Origin of the sequence: Exiguobacterium sp. (assembly GCF_020832205.1) — a bacterium.
GTDB lineage: Bacteria > Bacillota > Bacilli > Exiguobacteriales > Exiguobacteriaceae > Exiguobacterium.
The window spans coordinates 1-16,838 of the sequence record NZ_JAFIFD010000039.1 but is presented as its reverse complement, the minus strand read 5'-3'; the positions used below and the strand labels follow the sequence as shown (position 1 = coordinate 16,838).

General features: G+C 50.1%; 16 protein-coding genes, 1 tRNA gene and 1 pseudogene. 11 read left to right on the top strand and 7 right to left on the bottom strand.

Annotated features, from left to right (window positions below):
- Positions 1-31: 31 nt before the first annotated feature.
- The 6 genes from JJU47_RS09940 to JJU47_RS09915 all read right to left on the bottom strand — a co-directional run bounded on the left by JJU47_RS09940 (position 32) and on the right by JJU47_RS09915 (position 7,221).
- Positions 32-727, bottom strand: coding sequence for a queuosine precursor transporter (locus tag JJU47_RS09940; protein WP_228618830.1), 696 nt, complete (start codon positions 725-727; stop codon positions 32-34).
- 704 nt (positions 728-1,431) lie between these two features.
- Positions 1,432-2,679: a hypothetical protein gene (locus JJU47_RS09935; protein ID WP_228618828.1), complete on the bottom strand. Its 1,248-nt coding sequence runs from the start codon at positions 2,677-2,679 to the stop codon at positions 1,432-1,434.
- Between the two features lie 722 nt (positions 2,680-3,401).
- Positions 3,402-3,472: transfer RNA gene (locus tag JJU47_RS09930), tRNA-Thr, on the bottom strand.
- A 94-nt stretch (positions 3,473-3,566) separates the two neighbouring features.
- Positions 3,567-5,939, bottom strand: coding sequence for an immune inhibitor A domain-containing protein (locus JJU47_RS09925; RefSeq protein ID WP_228618825.1), 2,373 nt, complete (start codon positions 5,937-5,939; stop codon positions 3,567-3,569).
- 137 nt (positions 5,940-6,076) lie between these two features.
- Positions 6,077-6,868, bottom strand: a complete 792-nt coding sequence (locus JJU47_RS09920; protein ID WP_228618823.1) for a class I SAM-dependent methyltransferase — start codon at positions 6,866-6,868, stop codon at positions 6,077-6,079.
- Between the two features lie 41 nt (positions 6,869-6,909).
- Positions 6,910-7,221, bottom strand: a complete 312-nt coding sequence (locus tag JJU47_RS09915) for a hypothetical protein (protein WP_034807168.1) — start codon at positions 7,219-7,221, stop codon at positions 6,910-6,912.
- Between the two features lie 183 nt (positions 7,222-7,404).
- On the opposite strand from JJU47_RS09915, the gene JJU47_RS09910 reads away from it, so the two are divergent.
- The 10 genes from JJU47_RS09910 (at position 7,405) to JJU47_RS09865 (ending at position 15,651) form a co-directional block, all read left to right on the top strand.
- Positions 7,405-8,268, top strand: coding sequence for a cation diffusion facilitator family transporter (locus JJU47_RS09910; protein WP_228618819.1), 864 nt, complete (start codon positions 7,405-7,407; stop codon positions 8,266-8,268).
- A gap of 87 nt (positions 8,269-8,355) precedes the next feature.
- Complete coding sequence (locus tag JJU47_RS09905) at positions 8,356-8,832, top strand: GNAT family N-acetyltransferase (RefSeq protein ID WP_228618816.1); 477 nt, start codon at positions 8,356-8,358, stop codon at positions 8,830-8,832.
- 46 nt (positions 8,833-8,878) lie between these two features.
- Positions 8,879-9,865 carry a LacI family DNA-binding transcriptional regulator gene (locus JJU47_RS09900; RefSeq protein ID WP_228618813.1) on the top strand — a complete coding sequence of 329 codons (987 nt, stop codon included), beginning with the start codon at positions 8,879-8,881 and terminating at the stop codon, positions 9,863-9,865.
- 109 nt (positions 9,866-9,974) lie between these two features.
- Positions 9,975-10,919, top strand: coding sequence for a carbohydrate kinase family protein (locus JJU47_RS09895; RefSeq protein WP_228618811.1), 945 nt, complete (start codon positions 9,975-9,977; stop codon positions 10,917-10,919).
- Complete coding sequence (locus JJU47_RS09890; protein ID WP_228618809.1) at positions 10,916-12,346, top strand: sucrose-specific PTS transporter subunit IIBC; 1,431 nt, start codon at positions 10,916-10,918, stop codon at positions 12,344-12,346. The genes JJU47_RS09895 and JJU47_RS09890 overlap by 4 nt, the downstream gene beginning before the upstream one ends.
- 18 nt (positions 12,347-12,364) lie before the next feature.
- Complete coding sequence (locus tag JJU47_RS09885) at positions 12,365-13,783, top strand: glycoside hydrolase family 32 protein (RefSeq protein WP_228618806.1); 1,419 nt, start codon at positions 12,365-12,367, stop codon at positions 13,781-13,783.
- Positions 13,784-13,903: 120 nt separating this feature from the next.
- On the top strand, positions 13,904-14,203 hold the full coding sequence (locus tag JJU47_RS09880; protein WP_228618804.1) for a hypothetical protein: 300 nt from the start codon (positions 13,904-13,906) through the stop codon (positions 14,201-14,203).
- A gap of 73 nt (positions 14,204-14,276) precedes the next feature.
- Complete coding sequence (locus JJU47_RS09875; RefSeq protein WP_228618802.1) at positions 14,277-14,699, top strand: YhfM domain-containing protein; 423 nt, start codon at positions 14,277-14,279, stop codon at positions 14,697-14,699.
- A 97-nt stretch (positions 14,700-14,796) separates the two neighbouring features.
- Positions 14,797-15,213, top strand: a complete 417-nt coding sequence (locus JJU47_RS09870) for a YhfM domain-containing protein (protein WP_228618800.1) — start codon at positions 14,797-14,799, stop codon at positions 15,211-15,213.
- Positions 15,214-15,264: 51 nt separating this feature from the next.
- On the top strand, positions 15,265-15,651 hold the full coding sequence (locus tag JJU47_RS09865; RefSeq protein WP_228618798.1) for a YhfM domain-containing protein: 387 nt from the start codon (positions 15,265-15,267) through the stop codon (positions 15,649-15,651).
- A gap of 22 nt (positions 15,652-15,673) precedes the next feature.
- Here JJU47_RS09865 and JJU47_RS09860 read toward each other — a convergent pair whose 3' ends face one another.
- Positions 15,674-16,519, bottom strand: a complete 846-nt coding sequence (locus JJU47_RS09860; RefSeq protein ID WP_228618795.1) for an alpha/beta fold hydrolase — start codon at positions 16,517-16,519, stop codon at positions 15,674-15,676.
- Between the two features lie 116 nt (positions 16,520-16,635).
- Between JJU47_RS09860 and JJU47_RS09855 the strand changes: the two are divergent.
- A pseudogene (locus JJU47_RS09855) lies at positions 16,636-16,838 on the top strand (helix-turn-helix transcriptional regulator); the annotation flags it as partial.

The window sequence follows — 16,838 nt, the reverse complement described above, 5'->3', positions numbered from 1 at the left end:
ATACCGCAGCCGAATTTGGCTGCGGTATTTATTATGCTGCTTTTTCTGCTTCGTCGTTTTGTGGTTCTGTCCGTTTCGCATAATACATGAACGGTGTCGCCATCCATGCGATGACGAATTTCGCGACGTAAGTCGTAACGAAGATATTCCACCAAATGTCCCATTCCATGCCCCAGAAGGCGATCGTACAGAACGTGAGCGTATCGATGAACTGGGACACGACGGTCGAGCCGGTCGTACGGAGCCATAGCTTCTTCTCGCCGGTCTTCGCCCGAATTTTTGAGTAGATGAAGACGTCAAACAGTTGCGAGACGAGATAGGCCGCGAGACTACCGAGCGTGATGAGCGGGAGCATCGAGAACAACGCCTCGAAACTTTCATGCATGAACAGCGCTTCTTCAAACGGTTCGTAAAGGAGAGCGAACTGCATGAGCACCGTCGAGACGATCAAGATGAAGAAACCGAGCCAAACGCCTTTACGTGCCGTATGACGGCCGTATTTCTCGTTCAAGATGTCTGTCGCTAAATAAAGGGAACCGTAAACGATATTCCCGAGTGTGAAGATGAAACCGCCGATTACAATCTGCTGCGTCACTTGGATGTTGGCGACGACTGACGCCATCGCGATCCAGGCAAACAGTCCGACACGTCCGAACAACTTGTAGCTGAGGACGAGGAGGCCGAGAGTGAGCAAGGCAGAAGGAATCCATAACCATTCATTAAGCATTGGGATGTTGCTCCTTCCGAATCAAATAAGTACTTTTAACTTTTCAAGTTTATATACGTCACGAATGCTTGTCAAGACAACACAAAAAGCGACCGTTCAAAAGACGATTGCTTCAGATTTTTGACTAATTGAATGTTTTTGCTCATCCACATGGCGCCTCCGCTTTCCTAGGGGCGAGCAAGGAGCCGCATCGCGACGCTGTCGCTGCTGTGTCTCCATCTGCTCGCTGATCCCTAAGGAGTCTACGGCGCCGTCGGATGAACGCCGTGAGAGCCACCCCTTATAACACTCATCGAAACAATACAAGATGCGACATTGATTTATAAAAAGTACATCAATGCTACCTGATTCATCAAACATCGTTTGGAATCGTTCGACAAATTGAAATTGATTCGAAAAAACTTCGCCACGACACGAAAATCATGAAAGTGGGAACGGGAAAAAAGAAAGCACCTCCTGTCATAAACAGGAAGTGCTTTAAACCGCTTTAATGAGCGGTATGTTTGATGCCTCCGACGAGAATCGAACTCGTGCTGCAACATTACCATTTCTATTTTGGTTTTTCGTGGGAATGTGAAACGTCATGAAATCGCGTTGAATCGGATGTAGGGTCTGAGAATCTGTAAGAATTTGGTGATAAAAACTGTGATTTCGCCTGTGCATGGGCGGTAAGTGTGCACAATGCTGTGCACAAATTTAGCATTTTAGAAAGCGAGATTCCCTCTCAAGGTTTCGAGATAAGAAATCAAATCGTGAGCATAGTTTCCGGGTTCGTCCCAGTTAGCCCAATCGTTTTTTGTAAGCAATATATTCATTCTTTCTTCAGCGATTGAAAGTTGTTCAGCAATTCGGATGGCCTCTTTAGGGTCTATATTAGGTGTATTTGAATCGGATAAAATATACATTAAGTCAGACATTGTTTTCAATGATTCAATAATGTTCAGAGTATCTTCTTTAATGAATGAAAGATTAAGTTGCACATCACTTACAGGATAGTCTTTACACAATTTTGCGCATACATATATATTTCCAATCATCTCATATGTCATATCGATAGCGGAGTCAACCGTAATTTCATTACTGACATTGAGCTCATATAGCTGTTGATGATTGAAAGGTTTTCCAACGAAAATGTTACCGTTTTCGCTTATCTCAAAATCTTGATCAGAAGTTTCTTTTTCTTCTGACGCCTTACTTGTTGACGTGCTTTCTATAGGTAAGACAGTTTCTCCTAACTTAATTTTATATAAGCGTTTTGTTCGTGTACTCTCTGCATATTCAATTGGTTCTTCCCAAGACTCCCAAGAGTCAGCTAGTTGCATTGTTTCAAGGGAGTATTCGGTAGAAATCAAATCTTGTTGTAGCTCATAAAGCTTCAATGCATCAAGGCCTTGAGGATTCTCCTCAGCCATTACACGCGCTATTTCGGAACCTCGAAACAATTCATTACGTGTTTTATCAATAACATCACTTAGTAAAAGGAACTGTTGCTCGATTTCAGATAATGGCTTCGGGCAGGGGGCTTCGCATTTATTAATCGTATTCTTGATCAATCTTAGAGTGGCGTCTGCTCGAGAGATGATGTCCGCAAGTTCCTTGTATTGCATAATGTAAGAAGGAGGGACGTTATTTGGAATTGCCGCTACGGAGTAGGGCCCTAGCTTCGCTTGTTCTTCTTGATGATCTGACTCGGTCTCGGTTGCTTCAACAGTCGTAGCTTCAGACGTGCCGATATCCTGAGCCGGCGAAGAAAGGTTAATTGCAAATGCAAAAAATAAAATTGCTCCGGACACACCCATCATTTGTCCAGTCACTTTTCTCATTTTGAGCATTTTCTTCGTAGGAACGCGCTGCAACTCATTATCCTTTTTAATCTCACCTTTTGTCGCAGAGTGGAGAAGAAAAGAAATAGCTAACGCAGTACCCGACAGCAGGAATAAAATATCTAACACTATTATCACTCCTTTCGTTTCATCACGTGTATTGTAGCATCTACACTACATATACCCATATTTGTTAAATAAAGATTATTTTTGTAATTATAAACGCCTATGTTTTCTTATTTAGTTGTTATAATAACAATATTGTATATTTTAGGAATGAATCAAAAGTCGCTTAAATTATGAGTTATAATTTATATGGAAAGGTGGGAGAAGGATGAAAGTTATATCGGCAGTAATTTTATTGTGTTGCTCTTTATGGATGACAATTTATTTGTATGGAGAATATGCCATTAGTTCTGTTAAATTTGATATTTCTTTAGTGACATTTCCAGTAGTGCTTTTTGTATTGTCTATCGTATTCTTTTTATCACCTAATGAAAGCTATCAAGCTAAAGAAAACAAATTAAATGACTAGTAATGAGCAAATGAGCGTCCTTCGGGGCGTTTTTTGTCGTCTATCAAAGTTACATTCATGGCTACAATTCAATACGTGACATCCCATTACAAAGAGGTCACGTATACGCAAATAACGGTGTCGCTCCCGAAACAGGCGGCCGATCTTTACGGTATTGATGGATGAGCACTCCGTCATTGATATCTGATTCATTTGACATCGATTGGACTCGTTCGACAAACAGCTCCTGGGCAAAAACAGTGCATGGACAAACAAAAAGCACTTCCTGCAAGATACAGGAAGTGCCATGAACCGCTTGGTTGAGCGGTATATTTGATGCCTCCGACGAGAATCGAACTCGTGCTGCAGCATTACCATTGCTGAGGTCTGCCACTAACCTACAGAGGCGTTACACATATTATGTTACACAGTTCGTTCGACAATTTCAAGCTTTTTTAGAATAATAAGACCCCGCACTCGAAGGAGCGCGGGGTCCAATCACTTATTGTTTACGAATCCAAACGGCACCGGCCGAGTTGTCTTTCGCTTCGCCGACGACGTCGACGACGAGACCGTATTTAGGTAATTTCTTACCTGCATCCGGGATCAGCGAGTTGATGTACGTGTTGGCGTCATTGAATTGCTTCACGCCAGGTTGTGCTTTGTAGTCGTAGATGCCACGGCTTGGTGAATTGATATACCATGGGAACGTGTTGTCGAGGCTGAACGCCGCGTCCGCGATTTGGTAACGCGTGCTGCCTGCGACCGTGTCTTTGCCGTTCAACTTCCCAATCAATGCCTCAGGGTGAGAGTCGACGACACCGATAAAGCCTTCACCAGGGTGGATACCGACCCAGTTGTCTGAGAACGAATCGTCCCCGTACCAGACGACAAGACCTGTGTTGTATTTGACGCCGCGGCCGTTCAAGAGGCCTGTGTCAGCGCCGGCATGGTTGCGCCACTCTAAATAGTAGTAATGTGGTTTCTCATCCCAACCGTCCGACTTGACGAAACCGTTCAATTTGACCGCTTCCGCGCCTTCCGCGTCGTCAGAGAACAATGTCGCGCCGTCTGACGTGATCGAGACGTTGTCGAGAGCGAACCCTTCAAGGGCGAGACCGCCGTCCGTCACGTATTCAAACACGATCGAGACGTCTTGTCCAGCGAATTGAGACAAGTCATACGATTTACGGACCCATTCTCCGTTCGTCGATTCGGCGTCGTTTCCTGTATCGTCGTCACCGTATACGTCGAGGACGACTTCTTTGCCACCGCTAAGTGCTTTGACATACAAGTAGTCATAGTCGTATTCGATTTCAAAACGTGTGTCGAAAGCGAGTTGTCCATCAGCGCCGAGTTTCACGCTCGGGATGGCGAGTTCGGTGTGCAAGTTATCGCCTTTTGTCGAGTAGTAGTAGTACTTCCCGAACTTCGGTTCGATGCCTTTGACTTTTTTATCCGGCAAGTTGATTTTCACAAGGCCAGGATTATTTGATTTCGTCACCGATTGGTCGAGTTGTGAGACGAAACCTTGTGCGTTGATGTCTTCCAGGTCGACTTCCGTGATGTTGGCCCAGTTGCCGCCCATCAACTTTTGGAAGTACTCTTTGTTTTGTGGCGAGAAGCTCGTCGGCTCAGTACCGGCCACTTTTCCGGCCCAACTGCCGCCGCTCATGATCGACCATGATTGAACAGGCTCTCCTTGTCCTGTGTATTGCGTGTCATACTCATCTGGCAAACCGAGATCATGACCGTATTCGTGGGCGAACACGCCGACGGCACCGTCTTCCGGTTGAATCGTGTAGTCAAACGCTGCGACTTGACCGCCCCAGTAAGGGACAGCGGCTTCCGTTCCGGCAATGCGGTACGGGCTGTTGCCGACGACCCAACGGTGTGACCAGACCGCATCGTCTCCGAGGACGCCGCCGCCAGCTTCTTGGCCTGTCCCGGCGTGGATGATCATCAAGTGATCGACCAAGCCATCCGGCTCGTTGAAGTTCCCGTCACCGTCTAAGTCATATAAATCATACTCGTCGAATTCGGCAAGGTTCATCCCGTTCGCCACAGCCGCGTTCAACGCGTCTTTGACGAGCTGGCGCGGACCCGGACCAGCGTTATCGTGTCCACCCGTTGCACGGTCGGCACCGTAATCTTTCGCCGTACCTGGAACGGTCAGCCAATCTGAGACGGTCCCATCGACGGTATAACTGCCGCCGGACTGTTCTTCATAATACTGTTTGAACGTCTGGACTTTGTCGCCGTTGAACAGTTCGAACGACTCGTCGCCGAACATGTACTGTTCATAATGTTCTTTGCTGAAGTTGTCGCTGTATAGGTAACCTTCTTCTTGAACGACGTTGTTATGTTTGAAATCGCTGTACTCGACGAGAAGGACGAGCACTTTGTCTTCTCGAACGGCGCCGTTATAGCCGGCTTGTTTGGCCGGGTCGACTTTCACTTGACCGTTCGGCTTGCCTTTACGATAGTTCGCTTGACCTTTTTTCGCTTTATCGAGGAGACGGTTCGACTCTTTCTCGAACTGGTTATGTATCTTCTCTTTTGCTGCGGCCGCTTTGTCGTTTAAATCGTGTTTATGTGGATCTTGCGCTTCGCCTTGCTTCTTGGCGATATACGCCTCGACCGCTTTCATACGTTCAGTGGCCGATAAGCCCTTTTTGATGACGCCGCGCTTCTCAAGCGCTTTGGCGAGACGATCCTCGTCGATGATGTGATGGTCGAACGGAGCGTGCTCGCTTGCCGTCGGAAGTGACGGGGCGACGCTAGTCGGGCCTGCTGCGACCGGAATCGCACTGACGGTCATCGCTGACGTCAGGACGGCCGCGAGTGTCGTACGGCGAATGGAACGATTTTTCATTTGCACTTACCTCCTGTGAAAATAATGGGAAAATGTGTGAGCTTAGAGTAAACGTTAGACTTGTGTCAGATTAATGTCAATATTCAGAAAAAGGGAAACGTAAAAAAGAGACTATTGTCCCATTTAGGTAGAATGCCCTAAAGGGAGTCGGTCTCTTTGTCGATATATCCATAATGCAGTTTAGATGTTTTCCGTAAAATCCGTGTAAAACCGAACTGTTCAAACGCCTCACTCTCAAAGTGGGCTTTTAGGACAATTCGTTTTTTAGCGACGCGATGCGCCTCTCTCATCAGTTCTTCAGAGAGAGGGGCATCGTTAGCGAGCGACCGTAACGGGTTCAAGTGAACCGATTCTGAAATCGTTTTTTCAAACATCGGATCAAAGTAGACGACATCAAACGAATCAGTTGCACATGATTTCAAATAAAGGAGCGCATCTTCGTGAACGACGTCGATTCGGCGCATCGCCTGATTGATCGCCTCTTCTTTTTCTATCCAGACGGCCAGTCCTTCACGGACGAGCATCGCCGTCACAAACTCGCTCTCAATGCCGGTGACACGCCCGCCTTTTCCGACAGCGTGGCTCATGACGATCGAGTCTGAGCCGAGACCGAGCGTACAGTCGAGGACACGGTCACCTGACTGAAGCCCGGCGATATCGACGAGTGGGTCGTGGCCACCGCGCAGCAACTGCTTGACGCGAAAAACGGAGCTCGACGGATGAAAGAAAAACGGTTCGCTCGTGCCGAGCGGCGTATACTCGACGCGGCGTTTGTCGAAGACGAGGACGCCGGATTGATGCCGTGCCATCAACGTTTCAATGGAATGCTTGCGTCTGTCCACGAGCCGGACGCCGTGTTCTGACGCATGCGCTTTCGCCCGCTCCAAAACGGCCTCGGTCGGGCGCAGACAAGTCGTGACAATATACATGAGTGATCTCCTAACTTAAAAAGTGAGACGCATCAGGCGCCTCACTTTTTCTTGCTGAGTAAATCCGACAACTCATCGATGAGCGCCTTATGCGTGGCGAGTTCTTTCTTCTTTTCATCGTTCGGGTTGATCGGGCGCTTCGAGCGGCTTTGAAGCGCTTCGAGCGTCTCGTCAATCGACGACTTCAACGTGTCGCGGTCTTCGGGCTTGAGCGAGACTTCTTGCGGGTTCTCACCGCTTGCGTCGAGCTCTCGTAGCCGGGCCATCAACTGTTTGGCTTCTCGATTCAAATCTGATAACAATCTGTCAATTTGTTCCAAACGTAATTTAATACCATCGCGTTCTGTGAACATACGTTTCACCTCTTTTTACGGGTTAACCACAAGGGTCTCTTCTTGTTTACTTTACCATATTTTTCGTAAGACGAAACTACCGGGAATAAATTCCATTTATTTTGGTTGTGGCAAACACTGTTTCTCTATACCCACTCGAAGTCGACCTGGTATACTAACGAGGCTAAAAAGGGAGGTGGTCGGATGGATTCGACGAATCATCCACCAAAAGCGCTGAAAGGCGCGATTTTATCCATTACGACGTATTTGATCTTATCTGTTTTAAAAGTCGTCTTCGGATACATCTATCATTCAGAGGCCGTCCTTGCCGACGGTTTCAACAATACGACCGACATCATCGCTTCGATCGCGGTGTATATCGGCATCCGGATCGCCGCGTTGCCCCGGGACGCCGAACACAAGTACGGTCATGCCAAGATGGAGACGCTCGCCGCACTCGTGGCCTCGCTCATCATGGTCGCCGTCGGGGTATTCGTCTTGTTGAACAGTTTGGCCAACCTGATCGGCGGCGAGTACGTGGAACCGAACCCGCTCGCGGCACTCGTCGCCTTCGGGAGTGCGCTCGTCATGTTCGGCGTGTACGCGTACAATTCGAACTTGGCGAAAAAGACACGATCGTTAGCATTGAAAGCGGCGGCGAAAGACAATCTCGCGGACGCGATGATCTCGATTGGGGCGACTCTCGGGGTACTGTTCGCTTACTTTAAATTACCGTGGATGGATACGGTACTTGCCGTCTTAATCGCCGGGATGATCATCCGGACGGCGATTCAAATCTTTTTGGATGCGACGCACCAATTATCAGACGGTTTTTCACCGGACCTCGTCCGCGCCTATGAACAAACGATTGATGAGTTCGAAACGGTCAAAGAGGTACGGGAAATTAAAGGACGCCATCTCGGTAACCACGTCATGCTCGACGTGACGATCGCGGTCGACGGGGATTTGACGGTCGAGGAAGCACATGAGTTATGTGACGAGATCGAGCGGAAACTCGATGCCCATCACGCTGTCGATTCGGTTCACATCCATATCGAACCGGTTTGAGTTTCGGTTATCTTTTGCGCTACACACCGCGCTTCGTATATAATGAGTGTGGAAAGACTTTGGACTAACTGTTAAGGAGGGCACGGGATGGAAATCGTGCGTCAACCTATTCGTCAGATTGATGAGATCGAATATGAACATTTTCAAAAATACGGGGAAAGCTCGTACGGCATTTCAGCTGAAGAGTTGAAAGGCATCTTCGTCGAGATGGGAACCGAGCACGTGTATTCGGCCGATGAACATAGTTACGGGGAGGATTTTTATTATGATCTTCTCGTCGACGGGAAAATCGTCGGTAAAGTGCTTCTTCTCAAGCTCGCTCGCGTCTATCAACTTGATTTGATGGTGTTCGACCCGTATAAAGACAACGGGTATGCGACGGAAGGGTTACGCCTCGCGCTCGAACAGTCGGACTTAAAAGCAGGTCATACGGTTCGTGCCGGCATTCCGCCGACGAGCCCGCACCAAGAAGCGATGCGCCGTGTGCTCGAGAAGAACGGCTTCGAGAAACGGAACGGACTCTTTTATTTAAACTTTAAAAAACGATACGTAGTGAACCACTGAACTGACGGCGTCTAGCGCGTCAGTTTTTTCGTATGGAGGTTTTCGGATGAGACAAGTGACAATCAATGACATCGCCAAGCTAGCCGGCGTCGCCAAGAGCACCGTCTCCCGCTATTTGAACGGGGGATCGGTCGGTCAGGCGACAAGGGACAAAATTGAACGGGTCATCGAAGAGACGAACTATGAACCGAATCAATTCGCGCAAAGCTTGAAATCAAAACAAACGAAGATGATCGGCGTCATCGTGCCCCGACTCGATTCATACGCCGCCTCGCGGACGATGATGGGCATCGATGAACATTTAACTGAACGAGGTTATCAAATGCTCGTCGTGAACACGGCCCAACAGACTGAGCGAGAGATTGAACAGCTGTACAACTTGGCGAAACAAAAAGTCGCCGGCATCATCTGGCTCGGGACGACGGTCACGCCGCGTCATTTGCAGGCGATTCAAGATATTCAAATCCCCGTCCTGTTGATCGGACAAGAACACAAGAACGTGCATAGCCTCATCTATCCCGATTTTGATGCGGCTTATGCTCTCGGCAGACAGTTTATGGACTGGGGGCATCGGGACGTGCTCTACGTCGGGGTCGAAGAATATGATATCGCCGTCGGACAAGCGAGACGAGATGGTTTTTTGCGCGCCTTTCAGGAAGCAGGCGCGAACGTCAAGACGTATACGACGACGTTCAAAATCGAGGATGCGATTCCGGTCGGTGAACAGATTGCCCGCGAAGCATCGTCGACGCTCATCGTCTGTGCGACCGACAACATCGCGTTAGGGGTGTTGAAAGGGCTGGCGAACGGCGGGAAGACGGTACCGACCGACGTCTCGGTGAGTGGGTTCGGCGGTTATGACTTCACAGAAGTATTGCATCCATCACTCACGACGGTACACCTTCCATATCGAAGGACTGGAGCGAAAGCGGCTGACATGATTCTCCAGTTGTTAACAGCTGATGTCATCCCGATGAAAACGTTCACAACTTTTGAATTAAAACTGCGAGAAAGCGTTGACATTTTAAATTAAATCGATTACATTTGTGTTGCGGAACCGGTTCCGCAACATTTTTTATTCGTTTTTGGAACCGGTTCGATAAGTGGTACGAAGCAATACATTGAGACATGGAGGTGGACGGATGAACACCGTACATTGCATTGGTGAACTATTGATCGACTGGGTTTGCGAAGACGCATCGAGCGACCTTGTCAACGGAACGACATTCGTGAAAAAAGCGGGAGGTGCTCCGGCGAACGTGGCGGCCGTCGTCAGTAAACATGGAGGCGAATCGAGCTTCCTCGGACAAGTCGGGGCGGATCCGTTCGGACAATTCTTGAAAGAGACATTAACTGCGAACGGGGTTGGGATCGACAACCTCGTCGAGGCAGGCGACACGACGTTCGCGTTCGTTTCCATTCAAGCGGACGGAGAACGTGACTTCACATTCCGCCGCGGGAGCGACGGCGATTACGCGTTCGAGTCGATTGACTTGTCAGCGTTCAAGCCGGGAGACATCGTGCACTTCGGGTCGGCAACGGCGCTCCTTGACGGTGAGTTGAAAAACGCATACTTCAAGTTGCTACAATTCGCCAAACGCGACGGGCTGTTCGTCTCGTTTGACCCGAACTACCGGGACGCTCTCGTGACAAATCTCGACGCGTTCAAGCAAGATTCACTCCACTTCATCGCGGAGGCGGATTTTGTCAAGTTGAGTGAGGAAGAGGCGCACTTGTTGACGGGAGCCGATTCACTGGACGATGCCGTCGAACAGCTCTTACGACTCGGCGCGAAGCGTGTCGCGATCACGCTCGGCTCACGCGGGACGCTCATTGCGACAAGCGAAGGAAGTGAAATCATCCCGTCGGTCAAAATTGAAAGTGTTGACTCGACAGGTGCCGGTGACGCGTTCGTTGGAGCGTACTTGTACCGTCTCGCCACGCTCGGCGTCGATGATACGCGTTTACAGAAGGATATCGAATATGCGAACGTGACCGGCGCCTTGACGTGCACCGCTTACGGCGCGATTCCAGCCATACCATCACAACAACGAGTTGAAAACGTGCTAGGAGGGAAACCAGAATGAACTACAAACAAGAAGCAGAAGCGATTTTAGAGGCGCTCGGCGGAAAAGACAACGTCGCCGCCGCTGCGCATTGCGCGACCCGGCTCCGACTCGTCTTGAACGACGAGTCAAAAGTCGACGAGAAGAAACTTGACGCGCTCGACGTCGTCAAAGGGACGTTCTCGACGGGTGGACAGTATCAAATCATCATCGGTACAGGCACAGTCAATAAAATTTATGCCGAGTTCGCCCAATTGACAGGGCTCGGCGACATGTCGACAAGTGATGTTAAATCGGCAGGCGCGAAAAAAGGTAACCCGCTCCAACAGTTCGTGAAGATGTTATCTGATATTTTCGTACCAATTATCCCGGCCATCGTCGCCGGTGGTCTCTTAATGGGGATCAACAACTTGCTCACGGCGCCTGATTTGTTCTTTGACGGCAGCTCACTCATCGACCAGTATCCAGGTATCGCTGACCTCGCCGCAATGATCAATACGTTCGCGAACGCCGCCTTCGTCTTCCTGCCCGTCCTGATCGGATTCTCCGCGGCCAAACGGTTCGGGGGCAACCCGTATCTCGGTGCCGCGCTCGGGATGATCATGGTTCACCCGGATCTTGTCAATGCCTACGCGCAAGCGACGGTCGGCGACATCCCGGTCTGGAATATCCTCGGATTTGAAATCGAGAAGCTCGGTTACCAAGGACAAGTGTTACCAGTACTCGTATCGGCTTATATTTTGTCAAAACTTGAAATCAATATCCGTAAGTTCATGCCGGCCTCACTCGACATCTTGCTCACGCCGCTTCTCTCGCTCCTCATCACGGCGTTCGTCACGTTCGCTTTCGTCGGACCGATCACACGTGAAGCAGGTAACTTGATCATCGATGGTCTCGTTTGGACGTACGACTCACTCGGCTTCTTCGGTGGTCTCGTTATGGGTCTCTTGTACGCACCGATCGTCATCACAGGGATGCACCACAGCTTCATCGCCATCGAGACGCAACTTCTCGCCGATATCGCACGTACGGGCGGTTCATTCATCTTCCCGATCGCAGCGATGTCAAACGTCGCCCAAGGTGCGGCCACACTCGCTGTCTTCTTCTTGACACGTGAGAAGAAAATGAAAGGTGTCGCTTCAGCGTCAGGTATCTCGGCGCTACTAGGGATCACCGAGCCAGCTATGTTCGGGGTCAACTTGAAACTTCGGTATCCGTTCATCGCGGCCATCATCGGTTCAGGGATCGCCTCGGCATTCATCGTCGGTCGCGAAGTCCTCGCTGTCGCACTTGGTGCGGCCGGTCTGCCAGGGATTATCTCGATTGCACCGACATCGATCGTATCGTATATCATCGGCATGGCGATCTCGTTCGCTATCGCCTTCAGCTTGACGTTCGTTCTTGCGAAGCGCCAGGCGAAAAAAGACGCGGTCAAACAAGCCGCATAATAATAAGGAGTGATTTGAATGACTTGGACGAAGGCGGAACGTTATCGTTCGCTGCGTGACGTGAGTGCCCTCGACATGGAGACACTCCGCGCGAAGACGGCGGCCTCACCGTGGCGGTTCGGATATCATATCCAACCGCCGACGGGCCTCCTCAATGACCCGAACGGTTTTACGTACTTTAACGGGGAATACCACATGTTCTATCAGTGGTTCCCGCTCGGACCGGTACACGGTCTGAAACATTGGTATCACGTCACATCGACGGACCTCGTCACGTGGACCGATCGCGGGGTGGCGTTAGTCCCGGAGACGACCGAAGATTCGCATGGTGCTTATTCAGGCAGTGGCTTTGTCGCTGACGGTGAGCTCCACGTCATGTATACGGGTAACCACCGGACGGACGACTGGACGCGTCACGCCTCGCAATTAATCGGTGTGCTGCGTGACGGGAAGATCGAACGACGAAACGTCGCCATTCCGGACGTGCCGGCCGGATACACGGAACACTTCCGTGACCCGAAAGTATGGCTAGAGAACGGCTTTTACTATGCGATCGTCGGGGCTCAGCGTGAGAATGAGACCGGATGTGTCGTCTTGTATCGTTCTAGCGACTTGAACGATTGGACGTTCCTCGGTGAAGTGAAGACGGGCCTCGACCCGTTCGGTTACATGTGGGAGTGTCCGGATGTGTTTGAACTGAACGGACAGCACGTCCTCGTCTTCTCGCCGCAAGGCATCGAGCCGGACGGCCATCGCTATCACAACATCTATCAGTCCGGCTACTTGATCGGGAAGCTTGATGTGGAGACGTTGACGTTCACACACGGCGCGTTTGAAGAGCTCGATTTCGGGTTTGACTTCTATGCCCCACAGACGACAGAACATGACGGACGTCGCGTGCTCGTCGGCTGGATGGGATTGCCGGAGATCGAATACCCGACGGACCGGTTCGGATGGGCGCATGCGTTGACGTTGCCACGCGAACTGTCGATTGAAAACGGGGAGCTTAAACAACGTCCGGTGAAGGCGATGGCGAAACTTCGCCAACGTGAATTCATCAACGCCAGCGGAACATCGCTCACGGCCAAGACACCGGACCGCTACGAGCTCGAGCTGACAACAGACGGGTCAGATTTCACGCTTGAACTGCTTCAAGTCGAGGACGAGTCGCTCGTCATCCGTTATGACGCCGCGTCTCGTGCGTTGACGATCGACCGGACGAACGCCGGTGAGCCGTTCGCAACTGAGTTCGGGACGACGCGGACGAAAGTGATGGACGTCAATGCGCTCCACCTCTTCGTCGACTCGTCGAGCGTCGAATGCTTCGTCAATGACGGTGAGGCGGTCGCCACGCTCCGGGTGTTCCCGAGTGAGCTCGACAAAGGGCTACGCTATGAGGGTGGCACCGCGACGTTGACTGGTTGGATGTATGAATAAGGAAAAGCTGGGCTTCGGCCCGGCTTTTTTGTTGTTCCAAAATGTAACGATTTCACGTTTTGCTTATGATACTGTAAAAATAGGTAATTGATTACATAAAAAATGGAGAGTGATACTCTGATGTGGATTATATTTGGATTACTCGCTATTGGGGCGACATTATTCAACTTGTATACGTTCAGCACTGGGAAAGACTACAAACTGGCGATGGCAATTGCGTTGTCGCTGACGGCACTCACGCTATGCGCTGAATATAGTTTGATTGCGATGTGGGTCGAAGCGGAAGACTGGGCGGCTTTAGCGGACGTTGTTCCAGGCATGGAGCGTGCGCTATGGGTGCTGACGATGAGTTCAATCGGATTAAACGTGCTACCAATCTTTTTAGAACGGGCTAAGGAGAAGCAGAAGTCAAAAGCTTAACGTGATATTAATGAAACGTTCTGTGCACGTTTTGCGTATGTAAAATGATTAGACAGATAGGAGGCCGAATATGATGGGCAGACTGTTGAATTTCATTAATGAAGTGAGAAAAATCACGCTACCGTATGGGTATGGCAGAGAACGATTCAAGGCAGTTGAAGCTGAAGAGATGAATCATGTGAAAGTCGCTGAATCGGTGGGAGGGGCCCGATTCAACGAGCAGTTCCTCGTCGAATACAATCGACTGCAGGACATCAAGGTGTTCGCGGATATGCTTCGCAACGCGGACGAGTTGATGGACACGACAGTTCAGCGTGAACCGGATTTTGATCTTGAAATCCGTTATAAAGATGACGTGACAGAACGCTATCTACTTTGGCTCGGTCGAAGAGGGACACCGAGCGTCTTCATGAACGTCACCGAGACGCACATCTTCTATAAAGTGGCTTCTGACGTCACGGATCGTTTGATTGTGACGCTAGGAGTCGATGACTGAGCGCTTCAAGTAAGCTTTTTATGTTAGACGTTAACGATGAAACCAATCACACCTATCACTCGTAAAGAAAGACGACAATATATGGAGGTGGAGTCAGATGAAACGTCGGGACAAATGGATGACGGGTATAGCTGCATTGACAGCCGGCTTACTTGGGGGATATGACACGAACGAGCTCGTCGCTGAAGATGTCACAGAAGTGAAGATTGCCGAGTCGGTCGACTTTGGTCGGTTCCAAGAACGAGATGTCCTCACGTATAACGAGCTCGAAGACGTCAAAGTGTTCGCGGACATGATTCGGAATGCTGAACAGCAACCGGGAATCGTGAATATGGCGACGCCTGAGTATGATGTGGAAGTCCATTATCAAGGTGAGACGGTGGACCGCTATTACGTCTGGCTCGGCGACCTAGGCATGCCGACGAGCATGATGGATGTGACCGATACGAATACGGTGTATCTCGTCCCAGCAGACGTGACAGACGAGTTGATTCGACTGCTCGAGCGTGAGTGAACATCTAAAACAAGGTGATGGTTGTTGAAGCGATTAATGAGGCAATTCGGGGTGATCACAATCATGGCATTCGCGTTGACTAGTTGTGGCTCGAACGACTTCCGGACGGACGGGATTGAAGCGGTGACCGTCTCAGAATCGGATGGGTTTGGTCGCTTCCAAGATGGTGACGTCAGCACGTTCGACGAACCGGAAGCGATTCAAGTATTCGAAGATATGCTTCGTGAGGCAGAGAAAATCCCAGGGATCGCCAATGTGGTCGGACCGGAATACGATCTCGAGGTCCGCTTCGAAGATGAGGAGACTGACCGCTATTACCTCTGGCTCAATGAACTGAACGGTGAGAGCAGCCTTTACGATGCGGACGATACAGACACGGCTTACCTCATTCCGGTAGACGTGACAAATCGACTGATCGAATTACTCGAAACAGACTAAAAAAGACACCTGAACAGGTGCCTTACGAATTAAAACGGATGAAACGCTCGATTTGTTGCTCGCTCTTTCGGGCTTGTCGACCGATCCAAATCAAGTGACCCGGACTGTTCAAAATCGTGAGCTGTGCGTGCGGGATGAGCCGTTTAGCGTGATGGGCGTGTCGCACGGGTACGGCCTTATCATTTTTTGAATGGACGATATACGTCGGGCACGTCACCCCGAGCAACGCCTCGTCCGGGACACGTTGACGCAGGTCAAACTGCGCCCCGAGCCCGAACGCCATCTGACTGGCGACACGTTTCAATAAGAAGATGTCGTACGGCGTCACTTCATCCCGAATCGCATCTAACGCGAGGAGGCTCGTCGACTGAATCATCCGAGCCGTCGCCTCGAATGGCTGTTTTTGAATCGCTCGGAACACGAACTGTTTCATCGCGAACTGTGCGGCAATGAATGGAGGTTGGGCGATGTTTCGACTGATGTAGCGACGGTACGGGAAATCGACCTCGCTCGTCACGGCGGCGGCGAGCGTGAGGCTGAGCGCTGCGTTATTTCGTGACGCGAGCTCAATCGATGTCGGACCACCGGCCGAGATGCCGTACACATGATAAGAGTCGATGTTCATGATATGCATGAGCTGTCGCAAGTTCTCGGCGAACGCTTGCGGCGTCGCTGAAAATGAGTACGGAGTCTCACCGTAACCTGGCCGGGACGGGACAATGACCCGGAAACCGGACAAGACGAGCCGGTCCACATGGTACGGTTCTAGGCTCGATGATTGGGTACCATGAATCAAGACGACGACCGGACCGTGACCGCGGTCGATGTATTCGATTTTTGTGCCGTTGACGTGGGCGTAATGTTTCACAGCGACGATTGCCTCCTTAAACGAAATGTAATGGAAAATAACTTTATTTCATGGAAATAACATGATAATGTCTCTTTATACATATTATATAGACAGAAATGAAAGGGGAACATACCGTGAACAACCGAGAGCGGTTACTCGAAGTAAGACGGTTCTTTGAACGCCACACGGACGACAATCATCCGAAGACGTTAGAGGACCTGCTTGCCTACTTATCTACGATTGGTGATACTTCTAAGTTAGCAAAAAAATCCGTGAAAGACGACATCCAAGCACTGAACGATTCGGGGTTTGAAGTGCAGGATGAGCTCGAGAAGAA